Source organism: Streptomyces sp. H27-H1, assembly GCF_026627445.1.
In the GTDB taxonomy this organism is placed as follows: Bacteria; Actinomycetota; Actinomycetes; order Streptomycetales; family Streptomycetaceae; genus Streptomyces.
Genome location: NZ_JAPNLJ010000008.1, coordinates 212360 through 230222, shown reverse-complemented (window position 1 = coordinate 230222; position 17863 = coordinate 212360). Strand labels below are relative to the sequence as shown.

The following is a 17863-nucleotide window of genomic DNA, read 5'->3' as shown; positions in this document are numbered from 1 at the left end:
CCGAGGGGGCGGCGCCCCGGCCTGGGGCCGCCGTGCGGGGCCGCGCTCCTCGGGAAGTCCGGCGCCTGCTTGAATGCCCGGGTGGATCTTGAGACGTTCCGAGCCCTGCTGACGGACGAGGGCCAAGACCTGCTGGCTGCCCTGCAGGCCGCCGACCCCGCCGAGCTGCCCGCCACGGTGACCGGACAACTGCGGTACCACCCGGCCGCCTTGGTGTCCGCGGCCGTGGAGCAGGTGCGGTTGCGCCGGCGGGCCCCGGCGAAGTTCGGCGAGTACGCGGCCGGCCTGTACTTCACCGAGGACAGCCTGGAGCTGTCGTCCCACCTGGCCGTGTCCGAGTACAAGCTGGGCCGTGTCCTGGACGAGCTGGGCGTTGTGATCATCGACGCGATGGGCCTCGGCAGCGGCGCCGACGCCCTCGTACTGGGCTGGTCGCACCACACCTTGGCCGTCGACGGGGACCCGCTGACCGTCGAGATCGCCGCGGCGAACCGGGACGGGCTGCTCCGGCCGATGTTCCACCCGACCTGCGCGGACGTCATGGAGTACGACGTCGAGGGCGAGGCCGTCTTCATCGATCTGATGCGGCGGGCCGGACCGGGCGGGGTCCACGATCCCGAGGCGTACGATCCGCCGCTGTCCTGGGCGTTGGACCGGGTGCGTGCCACCAAATCCGGCTGGATCAGGCTCGCACCGGATCTGTCGTCGGACACCGTGACCGACCTCGGAGGGGCCCACGAGGCGGAGTGGATCTCCTACCACGGGCAACTCCAGGAAATGGTCGCGTGGTTCGGCCTGGACCTTGGGCGGACACCCCCGCTCGCCCCGGAGCACAGAGCCACCCTGCTGCCCGGCGGCGCGTCGCTCACCGGACGCGGCCTGCCGGAGCCTGCCGTGCGACCGGCCGGCCGCTACCTGTACGCGCCCGATCCCGCCGTCGTCCGTGCGGGGCTGGTCGCCGAGGTCGCCCAGGACATCACCGGCGGGCTACTCGACGGAGGCGGCCCCCTCCTCACCGCCGACGAGCTGCGCCACACCCCCTTCGCGACCGCGTACGAGATCACGGCCGTGCTGCCGTTCACCGGCACGGCGCCGGAGGCGACGCTCCGCGAGCACGCGCTCCGCCGCGTGACCGTGGCGACGCAGGGTTCGGGAAGAGAGCCGGATGCGTTCCGCCACGGCCTCGGCCCAGAGGACCCCGAAACGGCGACGGCGTTCATCACGGGGACCGCCGAATGCCCCACGGTCCTGGTCGTCAGCTCCGTCCCGGTCACGCGCGCGCTCTGAACCGAACGGCGGACCCGGACCGCCTCTTTCGGATCTTGTCGGCCGAGCCCGCGGTGTCCGGTGCCGTGCATGGCAAGGCGGAGGAGCGCCGTGTAGTGGACGTACTCGGTCGCCCCGACAACGCGGCCAGGCGCGGTGCCGGGCGCCGCGGGCCCGGCAAGATCCGAAAGAGACGGCCTGGGCGCCGGACCGGCCGGACTCGGCCCCCGCGAAGCCCTGTGCACATCCGGGCGGCCCCGCGCTCCGGTGATCTAACTCGTGTAACCTCCGAAGGGAAGGCACCGAGCCGACCAAAAGGAGCGTCGATCGACGTCATGGCCAAAGACACTCCTGTCCGGGCATCCCCCACCAGCGCAGACGTGGCCCGCCTCGCGGGGGTCTCCCGCGCCACGGTCTCCTTCGTCCTCAACGACACCCAGGGACACCGCGTCGGCGAAGCCGCCCGTGCCCGTGTCCTCGATGCCGCCCGCCAGCTCGGCTATGTACCGCACGCCGCGGCCCGGTCCCTGCGGGCAGGCCGCAGCAACCTCGTGCTGATGCCCTCGTCCATCTCGGCGGTCGGCCGCCTCGTCAGCGACTGGGTCGACGACCTGCACAGCGAGCTCGACCGGCACGGCTACACCGCCGTCCTCCACGCGGGGCGCTTCGCCGACCCCCTCGACGCCGCCCGCGCCTGGGCCGAGCTGCGGCCGGCCGCTGTCATCGCCCTCGACGGCGACCGGCTCACCGCGCAGGCCGCCGAGTTGCTCCATCGCGCCGGAGTACGCGGCCTGCTCGCCTTCGCCGCCCGCCCCGTACCGGGCGTGCACACCATCTGCTTCGACCACGCCCGCATCGGCGCCACGGCCGCCGAGCACCTGATCGCCCGCGGCAGGACCCGTATCGGCGTGGTCATGCCGCAGGAGCGCGGACTCGGCACCCTCGCCGCGCCGCGGCTCGCCGGCGCCCAATCGGTCGCCGCCCGGCACATGGCCACGGTGACCCCGGTGGAACTCGCCTACACCCGGGAGTCCGCGACCGCGCTGGCCCGGCGCTGGCGGAGCCTCGATCTGGACTCCGTGTTCGCCTACAACGACGAGTACGCCGCGCTGCTCATGCACGCCCTGCGGGCCGAGGGGATCTCCGTACCCGGGGACGTGGCGGTCGTGGGCTCCGACGACCTGGTACTCGCCGCCCTCCAGCAGCCCCCGCTCACCTCGATCCGCCTGGAGATGGTCTCGCCCGCAGTGGTCGCGGACGCCGTGCACGATCTGATCGAGACGGGCACGACGGCGCCCGTACCGGAGGTAGGGGCAGTCCTGGTACAGCGCGAGACCTCCTGAGGCGACCGGCCCCCCGCGCGGCCGCAGGGGGTCGCGGCAGTTCCTGGACGAACTCCGCGTCCGTGCAAGGCAGCCGCCGCGCCGGGCGCCCCGGCGACGGGGCGTCCGGCGCGGCCGCGAGCCGCTTCCCCACAGGGGTCGTGCAGGCTCAGGCGTCCAGGTGGGCGGTGAGGAAGGCGACGCTGTCCGCGACGATCCGCCCGATGTCGGGGGATCCGAGGAAGATGTGGTCGGCGCCCTCCACCGGAGTCAGGGTGACCTCTCCCCCGGCCTTCGTCAGGGCCGCGGCCAGCTGCTCGCTCTGGCTGTAGGGGACCAGCCCGTCCCGCGTTCCGTGGACCAGCAGGAACGGCGGCGGGTCCGCGCCCTCGACGGCGTACGTGACCGGGCTCGCGGCCCGCGCCAGGTCGGGCCGTTCGGCGACGGACGCGCCGAGCAGGGCCTGGTACGGGTCGGGGAACTCGGCTCCGGCGGGCATCGGCGGCATGGGGTGCTCGGCGATGGTGACCAAATCACCGACCCCGTACCAGTCCACGACGGCCCGTACGGCGGTGTCCCCGGCTCCGACGCCCTGCACCCCCTCCAGCGCGGCAGCGTCCGGGGTGTCCGCGCCGACGACCCCGGCGAGGGCGGCCAGGTGGCCTCCGGCGGACTCGCCCCAGACCCCGATCCGCTCCGGGTCCACGCCCAGGACCGCGGCGAACTTGCGGACGTAGCGGATCGCGGCTTTCACGTCGTGCAACTGGGCCGGGAAGGGGGCCTCCAGGCTGTGCCGGTAGTCGATCGAGACGAGTGCGAGGCCGGCCCCCAGCACCGATCCGTGCAGCAGCTCCACGGGAACGGTCGGCGGCGGATAGCGGCGGTCGCCGTCCAGCCAGCCACCGCCGTGGATCCACACCACCGCGGGGAAGGGCCCCTCGCCCTCGGGCACCAGGACGTCGAGGAGCCGCGGCCGGTAGCCGGGAGAGGTCGCGTAGGCCACCCCCTCGAAACGGCGGATCCCGTCCGCGCCCAGCACCGCGGGCGCGGGGTTGCCGAACGGCGGGGGCGGCCAGGTCATGTCCGCCAGGTCGATCGAGGCGGGGGGCGATTGCGTCACTGCGGCCCTTCCAATCTGCTCGGCCTGGGGGCCGACGGGGTCCTGGTGCGGGCCGGGGTCCGGGTCTGGTCCGGGCCCGGGTACGGGTCCCGCCAAGGCTGCGGCCACCACTACGGACAAGGCTTCGTAACGTATGTCCGAAATGCTTGCGCGAGCCAGCGCGGAGGCTTAGCGTGTTACACGTGTAATCGAGACTCTAGCGACGCATTTCCGCAGACCACAAGAGCACGGGCAGTCCAAGTTCCCCGGCCGTTACACGAGCCACCGCGCGAATGCCGTCGCCTTCCCCTTCCGGGAGCACGCCATGCTCAGCTCCGCCCCTCCCCCCACCACACGCCCCTCCGGCCCGATCGCCTCAGCCTCCCCCCGGGCCCGCGGCTTCGGTCACTGGGCAGCGCGGCCCACCGCGGCGGCCGTCCCCGTGATGCGGTCCCGGGTCCGTTCCACGCTCGACGGCTGGCAGATCGCCGGCGACATCGCGGACCTCCTGCTGCTGGCCGTCAGCGAGCTGGTCGCAAATGTCGTCCTGCACGCCGCCGACCCCGGCCGCCTGCGCGTCCGGGTCTCCCTGCGGGGAGGGTGGCTCCGGCTCGACGTGGCCGATGGGGCCTCCTCGCTCCCCCGGCTGCCGCACCCAGGGGCCGTGGTCGATCCCGGGGCCGAGGACGGGCGGGGGCTGCTGATCGTGCAACTGATGGCAGCCGAAAGCGGCGGTCGACTCAGCGTCAGGGCCGATGAGTTCGGCAAATCCGTGAGTGTGCGCGTACCCGCCGTCTGAGAAGTGGCGAAGCCCACACCGAGGACCCGAGGAGGACCGGGGAACCCCGGGAGCACGGCCACAGAGCCTCTCGAGAGCCTTCACGGCGAGCCCCGGACGCGGCGCCGAGCGCGACCATCACCTCACAGAAATATCGCGAGGAATTGACGGCCGCCATTTTATCGAGATACTTGCCCCATCTCCCCCGCTGCTCCCTGATTGAGGTGCCGCCCCATGGAGCTCTCCCCTTCGGCGCATGCCGATTCCTTCTGCCGCGACCGGCTTCCGCCGTTCGAGCTCTGGCCCCGACTTCACTTCGATCTACCGGAGTTGGACTACCCCGACCGGCTCAACTGCGCCCGCAGCCTCCTCGACGACGCCGTCGAGCGCTGGGGCCCCGACCGCCCCTGCCTGCTGACCCCGACCGAGCGCTGGACCTACGGCGACCTGCGTCGGCGCGCCAACCAGGTCGCCCAGGTACTGACCGAGGACCTGGGCCTGCGTCCCGGGAACCGCGTACTGCTGCGCGGCCCCAACACCCCCTGGCTCGTCGCCGCCTGGTTCGGCGTGCTGAAGGCGGGCGGCGTGGCCGTCACCACGGTGCCGCTGCTGCGCGCCGCCGAGCTCGCCGGGCTGTGCGAGATCAGCCGGCCCGCCGTCGCCCTGTGCGACCACCGCTCCCTCGAAGAGCTCGAAGCCGCCACCGCGGCCGGCTCCGACGGCACCGATGGCACCGATGGCACCGGCCTGCGGGTGATCGCGTACGGCGGCCCCGGCGAGGACGACCTCTCCGTCCGCTGCGCCGCCAAGGACGGGGTCTTCACCACCGTGGACACCGCCGCGGACGACGTGGCGCTGATCGCCTTCACCTCCGGCACCACCGGGCTGCCCAAGGCGACCCTGCACTTCCACCGGGACGTGCTCGCCAACGCCGACACCTTCTCCCGGCACATCCTGCGGCCGGGCCCCGACGACGTGTTCACCGGCACCCCGCCGCTCGCGTTCACCTTCGGGCTCGGCGGCCTGGTCGTCTTCCCGCTGCGGGTCGGCGCCGCCACCCTGCTCGTGGAGTCGGCGACGCCACTGCAGCTGGCCGACCTCGTAGCCGCGCACGGGGTGAGCATCCTGTTCACCGCGCCCACCGCCTACCGCGCGATCCTGGCCGCCGGCGCGGCCGACCGGCTGTCGGGCCTGCGCCGCTGCGTATCGGCGGGCGAACCGCTGCCCGCCGCCGTCTGGGAAGAGTTCCATGCGGCCACCGGCCTGCGCATCATCGACGGCATCGGCGCCACCGAGATGCTGCACGTGTTCATCTCCGCGGCCGACGAGGACATCCGGCCCGGCTCCACGGGGCGGCCGGTCCCCGGCTACCGAGCCGCCGTGGTCGACGAGAACGGGGCGCCCGTCCCCGACGGGCACCCCGGCCTGCTGGCCGTCACCGGGCCCACGGGCTGCCGCTACCTGGACGACCCGCGCCAGTCCACGTACGTCCGGGGCGGGTGGAACATCACCGGTGACACCTACATCCGCGACGCCGACGGCTACTTCTGGTACGTGGCCCGCAGCGACGACATGATCGTTTCCTCGGGCTACAACATCGCGGGACCCGAGGTCGAAAAGGTACTGGCCGGCCATCCCTACGTGGCGGACTGCGGTGTCGTCGGAGTGCCCGACGACCGCCGCGGCATGCTCGTCAAGGCGTACGTGGTGCTGTGCGCCGGCGTCCCGGCCGCGCCCGAGACCGCCCTCGAGCTCCAGAACCACGTCAAAGCGGCCATCGCCCCGTTCAAGTACCCACGGGCCGTGGAGTTCGTCACCGGCCTCCCCCGTACGGAGACCGGCAAGCTCCGCCGCTCCGAACTCCGCACCAGGGGAAGGGAGTCGACGGCTCTTCCCGCCCCGGACCCGATCCCCGCATCCACGCCCACGCCCGCGGGCCCGGTCGCGGACCCGAGCCCGGTCGCCGACGCGAACCCGGCCCCGAACGACGGCGGCTGCGCCGCCGGGTGTCCCGAGGCCCGGGTGCCGCACCTGCCCAGCGTCGTCGTCGAACGGCGCGTCGAGTGGATGGACACCGACGCGGCCGGCCACTACCACCACTCCACCGTCGTGCGCTGGGTCGAGGCCGCCGAGGCCGTGCTCCTGCGCCGACTGGGCCTGGCGCACCTCTTCGGCAGCACGCCCCGCGTCCACTTCGAGGCCGACTACCGGGCCCGGCTCTGGTTCGGCGAGGCCGTGCGGACCGAGCTGCGGATCACCAAGGTCGGCGCGAGCTCCCTGCACTACGCCTTCACCGTCCACGGCGAGGAGGGCACGGAGGCCGCCACCGGCCGCATGGTCATCGCCCACTCGGCCGCCCGCGCCACCGGGACCACCCCCTGGCCGGCCGAGGTCCGCGAGGTCCTCACGAAGGCGGGCCGCCAGGCCCCCGAACTGATCGAGAACCACCGAGGAGGCGCCCCGTGCGCATAGCAGTCATCGGAGGCGGGCCGGGCGGCCTGTACTTCGCAGCCCTGGCCAAGCAGCTCTCCCCGCACTGGGAGGTCACCGTCTGGGAGCGCAACGCTCCCGACGACACCTTCGGCTTCGGAGTCGTCTTCTCCGACGAGACCCTCGACGGCATCGCGCAGGCCGATCCCGCCGTCCATGCCGCGATGTCGGCGGAGTTCGCCCGTTGGAGCGACATCGACGTCCGCCACCGCGGCCGGACCCTCACCTCCGGCGGCCACGGTTTCGCCGCCCTGGGCCGGCGCCGGCTTCTGGGCATCCTCCAGGAGCGCTGCGCCGCCCTGGAGGTGGACGTCCGCTATCGCACCCAGGCCCCGCCACCGGAGCAACTGGCCGCCGAATACGACCTGGTGGTCGCCTGTGACGGCGTGCGCTCGGCCACCCGGGCCGCCTACGCCGACACCTTCGGCGCCGATCTCGACGAGCGCTCGGGCCGCTACATGTGGCTCGGCACGGACAAGGTCTTCGAGGCCTTCACCTTCATCGTCGAGGAGGGGGACTTCGGCACTCTGCAGGTGCACGCGTACCCGTACGACGACACCCGCTCCACCTTCATCGTCGAGATGGACGAGGACACCTGGCGGAGCGGCGGCTTCGCCCGGTCCGAAGGGTTGGAACTGCCGCCCGGTGCCAGTGACGAGGAGGGGATCCGGCGCTGCGAGGAGATCCTCGCAGCGCACCTGGACGGCCACCGGCTCATCCCCAACAACTCCAAGTGGCTGCGCTTCACCACCGTGCGCAACCGCACCTGGCGCCACGCGAACACCGTGCTGCTCGGGGACGCCGCGCACACGGCCCACTTCTCCATCGGCTCCGGCACCAAGCTCGCCATGGAGGACGCCCTCGCGCTGGCCGCCTGTCTGCACGAACACCCCGACGTGGAGAGCGCGCTGGCCGCCTACGAGGACGAGCGCAAGCCGGTCGTGGAGTCCACCCAGCGGGCGGCCCAGGCCAGCCTCGAATGGTTCGAGAACATCGACCGGTACACGGGGCAGGATCCGCACCAGTTCGCCTTCAACCTGCTGACCCGCAGCCGCCGGGTCACCTACGACAACCTGCGGGTGCGCGACGAGGAGTTCACCACCTCCGTCAACGCCTCGGCGCCGGTGCCGCCCATGTTCCGGCCCTTCCGGCTCGGCGGCCTGCGCCTGCGCAACCGGATCGTCGTACCGCCCATGGCCCTGTCCACGGCCCGCGACGGGGTCCCGGGTGACTTCGACCTCGTCCACCTGGGCACCCAGAGTCTCGGCGGCGCGGCCCTGGTCATCGCCGGCATGACGGCGGTCAGCGCCGACGGCCGCACCGACGCGGGCTGTCCCGGCCTGTGGACCGACGAGCAGGAGGCGGCCTGGCGGCGGATCACCGACTTCGTGCACGGCCAGTCGGACGCCTGCCTCGGCATCCAGCTGACCCACGCCGGCCGCCGGGCCGCCGAAGGACCGCTGCTGGCCGCCTCCGGTCTGCCGTGGGACGAGCGGAGCCCCGTGCCCCGCGAGGCGGGCCGCGCCGATATGGACCTGGTCGTACGGGACTTCGTGCGGGCGGCCGAGCGCGCCGACCGGGCGGGCTTCGACGTCCTGGAGCTGCAGTTCGGGCACGGCCATCTGATGTCCGGGTTCCTGTCCCCGCTGACGAACCGGCGCACCGACGAGTACGGCGGCGCCGTGGACGGCCGGCTGCGCTTCCCGCTCGAAGTGCTGGGCGCGGTACGGGCGGTGTGGCCGGCCACGAAGGCCCTCCTGGTCCGGGTCTCGGCCGCCGACTGGGCCGAGGGCGGGCTGGAGGAGGCGGACGCCGTGCGCATCGCCCGCGCCCTGACGTCTGCGGGCGCCGACGCCCTCGACGTCTCGACCGGCGAGGTCGTGGCCCACGAGCGGCCCCGCTTCGGCCGCAGCTACCAGACCCCCTACGCCGATCTGATCCGCAACGCCACCGGGGCGGCGACCATCGCCGTCGGCGCGATCTCCACCTACGACGACGTGAACTCGGTGATCCTGGCCGGCCGGGCCGACCTGTGTGCGGTGGGCCGCGCCCAGCTCCACGACCCCCTGTGGACCCTGCACGCGGCCGCCGCCCAGGGGTACCGCGGACCGGCGGCGCCCTGGGCCCCGTCCTGGCGGGCCGGCAGTGCCCGGCCGCCGGCCTCGCGCACCGACCGGGTCCCGCCCCGCCTCGAACTGCTGCGGCAGCCCGCCGCACCGGTGCACCAGCGATGGCTGCCGCGCGTGACCGCGCCGGCCCTCTGAACGGAACGGCCGAGATCCCATGGAGACCCCTCCCCAGCGTGACCTGCCCCGCTTCATCGCGGCCGCCGTACAGGCCGCCCCCGTCTACCTCGATCCCGCTGCCACCGTCGACAAGGCCGTCGCCCTGATCGCCGAGGCCGCCGGGAAGGGCGCCGAACTCGTGGTCTTCCCCGAGGCGTTCGTGCCCGGGTACCCGTACTGGAACTGGACGATGAACCCCGTCCAGGGCTCGCCCTGGTTCGAGCGCCTGCAGCGCGCCTCCATCGACATCCCCGGCCCGCACGTCGACACCCTGCGCGCGGCGGCCCGCCAGTACGGGATCGTCCTGGTCATCGGGGTCAACGAGCGCGCGCCGCACAGCCTGGGCGTGCTCTACAACACCCTGCTCACCATCGGCCCCGACGGCGAACTGCTCGGCGTGCACCGCAAACTGGTGCCCACCTGGGCCGAGAAGCTCACCTGGACCGGCGGCGACGGCAGTTCCCTGCGCGTGCACCCGACCCCCGTCGGCCCGCTCGGCGCCCTCGCCTGCGGGGAGAACACCAATACCCTGGCTCGCTTCGCGCTCCTGGCCCAGGGCGAACTCGTGCACGCGGCCTGCTACATCGCCCTTCCGGTGGCGCCCGCCGACTACGACATGGCCGATGCCATCGCCGTGCGGACCGCCGCCCACAGCTTCGAGGGCAAGGTCTTCTCGGTCGTCGCCTGCTCCACCGTCTCCCCCGAGATCATCGACGCCGTCGCCGGGGAGGACGAGGCGGTCCGGGCCCTGTTCAACCGCCCGCGCAGCGCCCTGTCCGGGATCTTCGGCCCCGACGGCCGGCCGGTCACGGAGCCGCTCGTCGACGTCGAGGGCATCGTCTACGCCGAGATCGACCTGGCCCGGTGCATCCAGCCCAAGCAGATGCACGACATCACCGGGCACTACAACCGCTTCGACGTCTTCCGCCTCGAAGTCGACAACCGCCCGCGCCGGCCGGTCACGTTCACCGTCCCGCCCGCCGCGCCGCTGTCCGCGCCGCTGACCGCCACCCTCGAGGAGGGCTCATGACCATCGAACAGGACGACACCGCGCTCGGCCGCGCCCGGGTGTCCGACACCCCCGAACTCACCGCCTACTACGCCGAGCTCGAGGCTCTGGAAGCCGGCGCGCTGTGGACCGTGGCCAATGACATCGAGCCCTGGTACCCGCAGCCCAAGTCCGTTCCGATGCTGTGGCGTTACGAGGAGCTGCGGCCGCTGGTCCACAAGGCCCTGGGCCTGGTCCGCGGCGACGACGCGGGCCGCCGTGTCGTCATGCTGGTCAATCCCGGCCGCAAGGACGTCAGCGCGGCCGCCGGGCTCCTCTACACCGGCCTGCAGATCATGGGTCCCGGTGAGGCGATGACCGCCCACCGCCATCAGGCCGCGGCCCTGCGCTTCGTACACGAGGGCACCGGAGCGTGGACGATCGTGGACGGCCAGAAACTGAAGGTCGGTCCACGCGATTTCGCCATCACCCCGAACGGCACCTGGCACGAGCACGGCAACGACGGGGCCGACGCCCCGGTGATCTGGCAGGACGGCCTGGACATCCCGCTGGTCAACGCCCTGGACGCGGGTTTCTACGAGGTCCACCCCGAGCTGTACCAGCGGCCCGGGAAGGTGGTCAACTCCTCGGTGCTGACCTACGCCGCGAACCTGCTCCCGTACGGCGCCGAGAAGTGGAGCCGGCCCTACTCCCCGCTGCTGGCCTACCCGTGGGAGCCGACCTACGAGGCCCTGCTCGGTCTGGCCAAGGCCACCGGGGGCTCTCCGTACGACGGGATCATCGCCGAGTACACCAACCCGGTGACCGGCGGCCCGGTCATGCCCACCATGGGCGCCCACATGCAGCTGCTGCTCCCGGGCCAGGCCACCAAGGCCCACCGGCACACCGGTTCGGTGATCTACACGGCGGCCAAGGGACGCGGTGTCTCGGTGGTCGCCGGGCAGCGCTTCGAGTGGAAGCGGGGCGACGTCTTCTGCGTCCCCTCCTGGGCCTGGCACGAGCACCGCAACCTCGACGAGTCCGAGGACGCCTGCCTGTTCTCCTTCAACGACTTCCCCGTCATGCGCTCCCTCGGCTTCCACCGCGAAGAGGCGTACCCGGACAACGACGGGCACCAGCCCGCGTCCTGAGCCGCGCCGCCGCACCGGACCGCCGGCCCTGACACCGGTCCCGGCGCGGCGGCGCACCCCCGTTCCACGCCCTCTCTTCTAGGAGCCACCGATGCGACTGGTGACGTACACGACCGACCGCCCGACCAGCGCCGCCGCCGACACCACCGGCGCGGCCGACCGCCTGGGCGCCCAGGTGGACGGCCTGGTCTACGACCTCGCGCTGCTCGCCCGGCACGCGGGCGTCGAACTGCCCGGCGATCTGCTCTCGTTCGTCCGGGCCGGCGCCACGGCCCGCGAGAGCGCCGCCCGCCTGCTGGACGGCGACCCCGCAGGCCGGCCCGCCGAGGGCGTCCACCGGCTCGAGGACGTCACCCTGCGTGCCCCGCTGCGCCCCGGAAAGATCATCGGGGTGGGGCTGAACTACGTGGAGCACGTCGAGGAGTCCAGCCGGAGCCTGGACACCGACAAGGACCTGCCCCCGCGCCCCGTGCTCTTCAGCAAGCCCGCCACCGCCGTCACCGGACCGGGCGCGCCGATCCTGCACAACGCCGACCTGACGGCCCAGCTGGACTGGGAGTGCGAACTCGCCGTCGTCATAGGGACGAAGGCCTTCCGGGTGACCGAGGAGGAGGCGTACGGCCACATCTTCGGCTACAGCATCGTCAACGACATCAGCGCCCGCGACCAGCGCCGCTCGGGCCAGTGGTTCTTCTCCAAGGGGCAGGACTCCTACGCCCCCTTCGGCCCGGCCGTCGTCACCGCCGACGAGGTCGCGGACCCGATGGACCTGGACCTCGAACTGCGCGTGAACGGCGTCACCAAGCAGAAGTCCAACACCCGGCACATGCTGTTCCCCATCGCGCGGCTGATCGCCGACATCAGCTCCGGCGTGACCCTGGAGCCGGGCGACGTCATCGCGACCGGCTCCCCCTCGGGTGTCGGGGCCGGCATGGTCCCGCCCGAGTTCCTCGTGCCCGGCGACACCGTCGAGGCCACCGTCGAGATCATCGGCACCCTGGCGAACCCCGTCGTCGACGCCCGCTGAACCCCGGCCGGCGCCCGCAGGCGCCCGCCACCACCCGCCGATCGCCACCCGACCATCGAGGAGTACCCGTGCCGCCCCGTACCTACCGCATCGGCCAGATCGTGCCGAGTTCCAACGTCACCATGGAAACCGAGGTCCCCGCGATCCTGCGCGCCCGGATGGAGGCCGCGCCCGAGGAGCGCTTCACCTTCCACTCCAGCCGCATGCGCATGACCCACGTGACCCCCGAGCAGCTCCGGGCCATGGACGCCGACTCCGACCGCTGCGCCCTGGAGCTCTCCGACGCGCGGGTCGACGTACTCGGCTACGCCTGTCTGGTGGCCATCATGAGCATGGGCCTCGGCTACCACCGCGCCTCCGAGGAGCGACTGCACGCGCGCACCGCGCAGAACGGGGCCCCGGCTCCCGTGGTCACCAGCGCCGGGGCCCTGGTGCACGGGCTGCACACGATGGGCGCCAAGAAGGTGGTCCTGCTGGCCCCGTACATGCGCCCGCTCACACAGACCGTCGTCGACTACCTCACCCACGAGGGCATCGAGGTCCTCGACCACCAGGCCTTGGAGATCCCCGACAACCTCGACGTGGCCGCCCACGACCCGGCCCGGCTTCCGGGCCTGGCCCGCGCCCTGGACCACTCCGACGCGGACGCGGTCGTCCTGTCGGCGTGCGTGCAGATGCCCTCGCTCGGCGCCATCGAGGAGGCCGAGCAGCTGCTGGGCAAGCCGGTCGTCTCCGCGGCCGTGTGCACCGCGCACCAGATGCTGCGCGCCCTCGACCTGTCCGCCGTGTCTCCCGGAGCCGGGCACCTCCTCTCCGGCGCGTACGCGCACTCGCCCCTGGCACCGGGGGCGCCCGGAGCGGCTGCCGCGGGGTAGCCGCGGGCGGCCCGGACGCGCCGCCGCTCGGTAAGATCACCTCCGCACACCACGGGAAGGTGATCATGTCGGACAGCCCCCTCAGGCCCAGCTCGTTGATCAGTACGGTCTACGGGGCGTTCGTGCGCGGGAGCGGCGGCTGGATCTCCGTCGCCGACCTGATCACGCTCATGTCGGACCTCGGCGTGGAGAGCCAGGCCGTGCGCTCCGCCATCTCCCGGCTCAAGAAGAAGGGCGTGCTCGAGCCGGAACGCCGCGGTGCCACGGGCTACCGGCTGAGCCCGGCCGTCCATCCCGTCTTCGACGCCGGCGACCGGCGGATCTTCGCCAGCCTGGAGCCGGCGGACCTGGCGGACGGCTGGGCCATGGCGGTCTTCTCCGTACCCGAGTCCGAGCGCTCCCACCGCTACCAGCTGCGCACCCGGCTGACCTGGCTCGGCTTCGGCAACATCGCCCCCGGCGTGTGGCTGGCGCCGGGCCGGCTCCTGAAGGACGCGCGCGACATGCTCGTCCGGCTCGGGCTGAGCGAGTACGTCCATCTGTTCGCCGCCGCCGACTACGCGGCGTTCAGCGATCTGCCGGAGGCGGTGAGCTCCTGGTGGGACTTCCCCGCGATCCAGGCCCAGTACGCCACCTTCACCGGAGCGTACGCACCGGTCGCCGCGCGGCTCGCCCGGCAGGACGGCATCGACGCCGCCGAGGCCTTCCGCCACTACGTGCCGATGCTCACCGAGTGGCGCCGCCTCCCCTACCTCGACCCGGGCCTGCCCGCCGAACTGCTCCCCGCTGACTGGAACGCCGTGGGCGCCCGGCAGGTCTTCCAGCAACTGCACGAGGTACTCGCGGGACCGGGCCTGCGGCACGTGCGCAACGTGACGGGTACCGCCGAGGGTTAGAACTGCGGTCACGGCAATACCCAGCGGGCGGGCGGGCCGTGACGCCGGCGATGACGAGGTCGATGCCGGCAGGGAACTGCAGGCGGTCGTCGTGCTCGAGCGCCAGGTCAGGTCTGCTTGGGGTAGAGGGCGGCCGGCCGGCTCGGCAGGCCGCTCACACATTCGCGCTGCGCGGCCCGTTCAGGCGCGGAGCCTGCTCGCCGCCAGGGCGTCCTTTACCTGTCGCACCACGCGGGCCGCGTCTTCGGGGTTGTTCACCACGTCGGTGTTGTTCATGTCGATGACGAGGACTTCGCTGGCCGAGTAGTACGTGTGGACCCAGTCGTCGTAGCCGGACCAGAGCGTCCGGTAGTAGTCGACGAGGCTCTCGTCCTGCTCGAAATCGCGGCCGCGCAGTCCGATGCGATGCAGCACCGTCTCGAAGTCCGCCTTGAGGTAGACCATGAGGTCGGGTGCCTTGCGGTAGGGCAGGCCGTCGATCTCGCGCATCATCTCGTGGAGCAGGCCCTCGTACACCCGCATCTCGAGGGAGCTGATCCGGCCGAGGTCGTGATTGACCTTGGCGAAGTACCAGTCCTCGTAGATGGACCGGTCGAGGACGTTGTCGCCCTGCTTGTACGCCTCCTTGATCGAGGCGAACCGGGTCTGCAGGAAGTAGAGCTGGAGCAGGAAGGGGTAGCGCTTCGCCTGGATCTCTTCGGGGCTCGCCGTGTAGAAGAGCGGAAGGATCGGGTTGTCTTCCACGCTCTCGTAGAAGACCTCGCTGCCCAGCTCCTTGGCGAGCAGTTCGGCAACGCTCGTCTTGCCGATCCCGATCATGCCTCCGACGCAGATCACTGACATACCTCACTTCTCCCTGGGGGTCTGCTGTTCGCGCGCGGGCGGGCTGGACACCCCACACCACACCACTAAGACGCGTGTCGGCGGTCACTCGATTCCCGAGAGCTTCATGATCAGCGTCACGTGGTCCTCGAGCGGCCCGAGGGCCCGACGCAGGACGGCCGTCTCGACCGGCCGGGCAGACCGTGCCGCAGATGCGCGTGCAGCGACGAGCCACCGCCCCGCGGCCGCCCTGAAGCATAAATGACGCTCCGCCCCACGTCCGCCAGAGCGTCGGTGCCCACAGCCGGCCCAGGTGGCAGGCGGCGATCGGGGACCGGAAGTTGACAACGTTTCAGTTGCGGTAGCCGAGAGATCTGGCCAAAAACCTTACTTTGCGATGCGACATGTGAAATTTTACATGTCACACACCAGCTGCCCGTGTCCCAGCACGCGGCCACAACGGCCCCGGAGGCCCCCGCAGATGCATCCCTTCCGGATATCGAAGGCCACCGCGCGAAGACTTCCCGCGCTCGGCGCAGCCGCCTTCATCGCGCTCGGCCTGTTCGCGCCACCGAGCCAGGCCACCTCCACAGGCGCCGCGACCCCGGCCGGCCCGAACGCGCGGGGAGCAGCGGCCTCGGCGCCCCGGTCGATCCCGGTCCCCAAGTCGCCCGATGCCATGAGCAACGGCTCCCGCTTCCGGATCTCCTCGCAGGACAGTGCCGAGGAGTCCGCCCCGGCACCCGCCCCTGTGGCCGCGCCGACCGTGAAGCCCGGCGAGCGGTCCTCGGCCGCCGCCGCGGACGAGTGCGCCGATCTCTCCGGCGTGATCAACGCCTCGGGCGGCGCGTTGGTCCAGCAGCTCAAGGCCCTCCCCCGGATCTCCTGTACGTACCCGCTGTTCGACCTCACCGGGGAGAACGCGCGGAAGGCCTTCCGCGAAGCCCAGATGGTGACCGTCGCCAACGCGCTGCGCGATGCCTCCGCCACCTACTCGGGCGACAACAGCGCCGCCGTCGGGCAGCTGGTGCTGTTCCTGCGCGCGGGGTACTACGTGCAGGACAATCACGCGGACGTCGTCGGCGACTACGGCACGGCGCTCGACAGCGCGGCGCTCGGCGCGCTCGACGCCTTCTTCGCCTCCCCGCGCAGCAAGGACGTCACCGACGCCAACGGCGAGATCTTCAACGAGGTCGTCACCCTGATCGACAGCACCCACGCGGCCGGCCGGTACGCCGGCGTCGTCAAGTGGATGCTCGCCGGCTTCGACAGCACCTGGCCCGGCCAGATGAACCTCTCCATGCAGCACGTCGAATGGGTCGTCGAGAACGGCTTCAAGGCCAAGGACGACGACCGCGGCTGGCGGGCAGCCCTCAAGGCCGACCCCGCCATCCTCGACACCTGGGCCGGCTTCATCACGCGCAACAGCGCGCAGCTGAACCGCTTGGACGTCGTCAGCAACGTCGGCCGCTTCCTCGGCTTCGCCCTCGACGTACCCGAGGTCAAGGACCGCGTCCGGCCACTGCTGAAGGACCTGATCAACCGCTACCCGAACGTCGGCCCGACCGCGCCGATCACCATGAACCTGGGCTGGTACACGCGCCAGTACGACAGGAACAACTGCGCGGCCTACGCCATCTGCGACCTGGGCGACCGCGTGCTCCCGGCGATCCTGCCGATCCAGCACACGTGCACCCCGGGCCTGAAGATCCGCGCCCAGGACATGTCCCCCGGACAGCTGGCCGGCACCTGCACCAGCCTGGTCAACCAGGACGCCTACTTCCACCGGGTCATCGGCGACAAGGGCGCGATACCCGGCGACGTGAACACCAACCTCGAGGTGGTCGTCTTCGACGACTACACCCAGTACTCGCTGTACGCCTGGGCCATCTACAACATCGACGTCGACAACGGCGGCATGTACGAGGAGGGCAATCCCGCCGCCGCCGGCAACCAGGCCCGCTTCATCGCCCACGAGGCCCACTGGCTGCGCCCGGACTTCCAGATCTGGAACCTCAACCACGAGTACACCCATTACCTCGACGGCCGCTACAACATGGCCGGCGACTTCGACGCCGGCCTGACCACGCCGACGATCTGGTGGGTCGAGGGCATCGCCGAGAACATCTCCTTCGGCTACCGGGGCGAGCGCAACGCCGACGCGATCGGCGAGGCCGGCAAGAAGACCTACAAGCTCAGCGACCTGTTCGACACCGTCTACAACCAGGACGGGGACCCCGAGGTCAACTCGAACCGGGTCTACCGCTGGGGCTTCCTCGCGGTGCGCTACATGCTCCAGGCCCACCCCGCCGACGTCGAGACCGTACTGGGCAAGTACCGCGCCGGTGACTGGAACGGCGCCCGCGCCTTCCTGAAGCAGACCATCGGCACCGGCTACGACGCCGGCTTCGCCACCTGGCTGACCACCGCCTGCGCGACCAACGACTGCGGCCCCCTGCCGGAGGCCCCGTCCACCCCGCTCTGCACCCTCGCCGACCCCCGTCAGTTCGACAAGAACTGCCGCCGGGACAATCTCGCGGCCGCCACCGGCAACTACAGCTACCACTTCGTGTACCTGCCGGCCGGCGTCAAGCAGCTGACCATCACCAGTAGCGGCGGCGCCGGCAACGCCGACCTCTACTACGGCGGCAGCAGCTGGGCGACCACCACCAGCTACCAGGCGAAGTCCGCCAACGCCGGTAACGGCGAGACCCTGACGGTCGACAACCCGCCGTCCGGCTGGGTCTACTTCAGCCTCGCCGCCGCGCAGGGCTTCAGCGGTGTGAGCGTCTCCACGCAGTCCAAGTGAGCAGCTCCGCCGGGGCCTGCCCGGCCCCGGCGGACAGGGGTGCGCCGACGGCGCG

Annotated in this window: 13 protein-coding genes and 1 pseudogene; 12 read left to right on the top strand and 2 right to left on the bottom strand. The window is 71.9% G+C overall.

Annotation, left to right across the window (positions count from 1 at the left end):
- Positions 1-81 precede the first annotated feature (81 nt).
- Both OTB20_RS11730 and OTB20_RS11725 read left to right on the top strand, forming a co-directional pair.
- Complete coding sequence (locus tag OTB20_RS11730; RefSeq protein ID WP_267817048.1) at positions 82-1287, top strand: THUMP-like domain-containing protein; 1206 nt, start codon at positions 82-84, stop codon at positions 1285-1287.
- Positions 1288-1601: 314 nt separating this feature from the next.
- Complete coding sequence (locus OTB20_RS11725) at positions 1602-2609, top strand: LacI family DNA-binding transcriptional regulator (protein WP_267817046.1); 1008 nt, start codon at positions 1602-1604, stop codon at positions 2607-2609.
- Between the two features lie 148 nt (positions 2610-2757).
- Here the strand turns inward: OTB20_RS11725 and OTB20_RS11720 are convergent, their stop codons facing one another.
- Positions 2758-3708: an alpha/beta hydrolase gene (locus OTB20_RS11720; protein ID WP_267817044.1), complete on the bottom strand. Its 951-nt coding sequence runs from the start codon at positions 3706-3708 to the stop codon at positions 2758-2760.
- A 304-nt stretch (positions 3709-4012) separates the two neighbouring features.
- On the opposite strand from OTB20_RS11720, the gene OTB20_RS11715 reads away from it, so the two are divergent.
- The 9 genes and pseudogenes from OTB20_RS11715 to OTB20_RS11675 all read left to right on the top strand — a co-directional run bounded on the left by OTB20_RS11715 (position 4013) and on the right by OTB20_RS11675 (position 14177).
- A complete protein-coding gene (locus tag OTB20_RS11715; protein WP_267817042.1) occupies positions 4013-4486 on the top strand; it encodes an ATP-binding protein in 474 nt (157 codons plus the stop codon).
- A 213-nt stretch (positions 4487-4699) separates the two neighbouring features.
- Positions 4700-6337: pseudogene (locus OTB20_RS11710) on the top strand (AMP-binding protein); the annotation flags it as partial.
- A gap of 195 nt (positions 6338-6532) precedes the next feature.
- Positions 6533-6937: an acyl-CoA thioesterase gene (locus OTB20_RS11705; RefSeq protein WP_267817133.1), complete on the top strand. Its 405-nt coding sequence runs from the start codon at positions 6533-6535 to the stop codon at positions 6935-6937.
- Positions 6928-9219: an FAD-dependent monooxygenase gene (locus OTB20_RS11700; protein ID WP_267817040.1), complete on the top strand. Its 2292-nt coding sequence runs from the start codon at positions 6928-6930 to the stop codon at positions 9217-9219. The genes OTB20_RS11705 and OTB20_RS11700 overlap by 10 nt, the downstream gene beginning before the upstream one ends.
- 19 nt (positions 9220-9238) lie before the next feature.
- Complete coding sequence (locus tag OTB20_RS11695; RefSeq protein WP_267817038.1) at positions 9239-10270, top strand: carbon-nitrogen hydrolase family protein; 1032 nt, start codon at positions 9239-9241, stop codon at positions 10268-10270.
- Complete coding sequence (locus OTB20_RS11690; protein ID WP_267817037.1) at positions 10267-11379, top strand: cupin domain-containing protein; 1113 nt, start codon at positions 10267-10269, stop codon at positions 11377-11379. The genes OTB20_RS11695 and OTB20_RS11690 overlap by 4 nt, the downstream gene beginning before the upstream one ends.
- A 91-nt stretch (positions 11380-11470) precedes the next feature.
- Entirely contained in the window at positions 11471-12406 is a 936-nt protein-coding gene (locus OTB20_RS11685) for a fumarylacetoacetate hydrolase family protein (protein ID WP_267817036.1), read from the top strand.
- 68 nt (positions 12407-12474) lie between these two features.
- Positions 12475-13281, top strand: coding sequence for a maleate cis-trans isomerase family protein (locus OTB20_RS11680; RefSeq protein ID WP_420716373.1), 807 nt, complete (start codon positions 12475-12477; stop codon positions 13279-13281).
- Between the two features lie 65 nt (positions 13282-13346).
- Positions 13347-14177: a PaaX family transcriptional regulator C-terminal domain-containing protein gene (locus OTB20_RS11675; RefSeq protein ID WP_267817034.1), complete on the top strand. Its 831-nt coding sequence runs from the start codon at positions 13347-13349 to the stop codon at positions 14175-14177.
- Between the two features lie 180 nt (positions 14178-14357).
- Here the strand turns inward: OTB20_RS11675 and OTB20_RS11670 are convergent, their stop codons facing one another.
- On the bottom strand, positions 14358-15020 hold the full coding sequence (locus OTB20_RS11670; protein WP_267817032.1) for a deoxynucleoside kinase: 663 nt from the start codon (positions 15018-15020) through the stop codon (positions 14358-14360).
- Positions 15021-15480: 460 nt separating this feature from the next.
- Between OTB20_RS11670 and OTB20_RS11665 the strand changes: the two genes are divergently transcribed.
- A complete protein-coding gene (locus OTB20_RS11665; protein WP_267817030.1) occupies positions 15481-17808 on the top strand; it encodes a M9 family metallopeptidase in 2328 nt (775 codons plus the stop codon).
- Positions 17809-17863 lie beyond the last annotated feature (55 nt).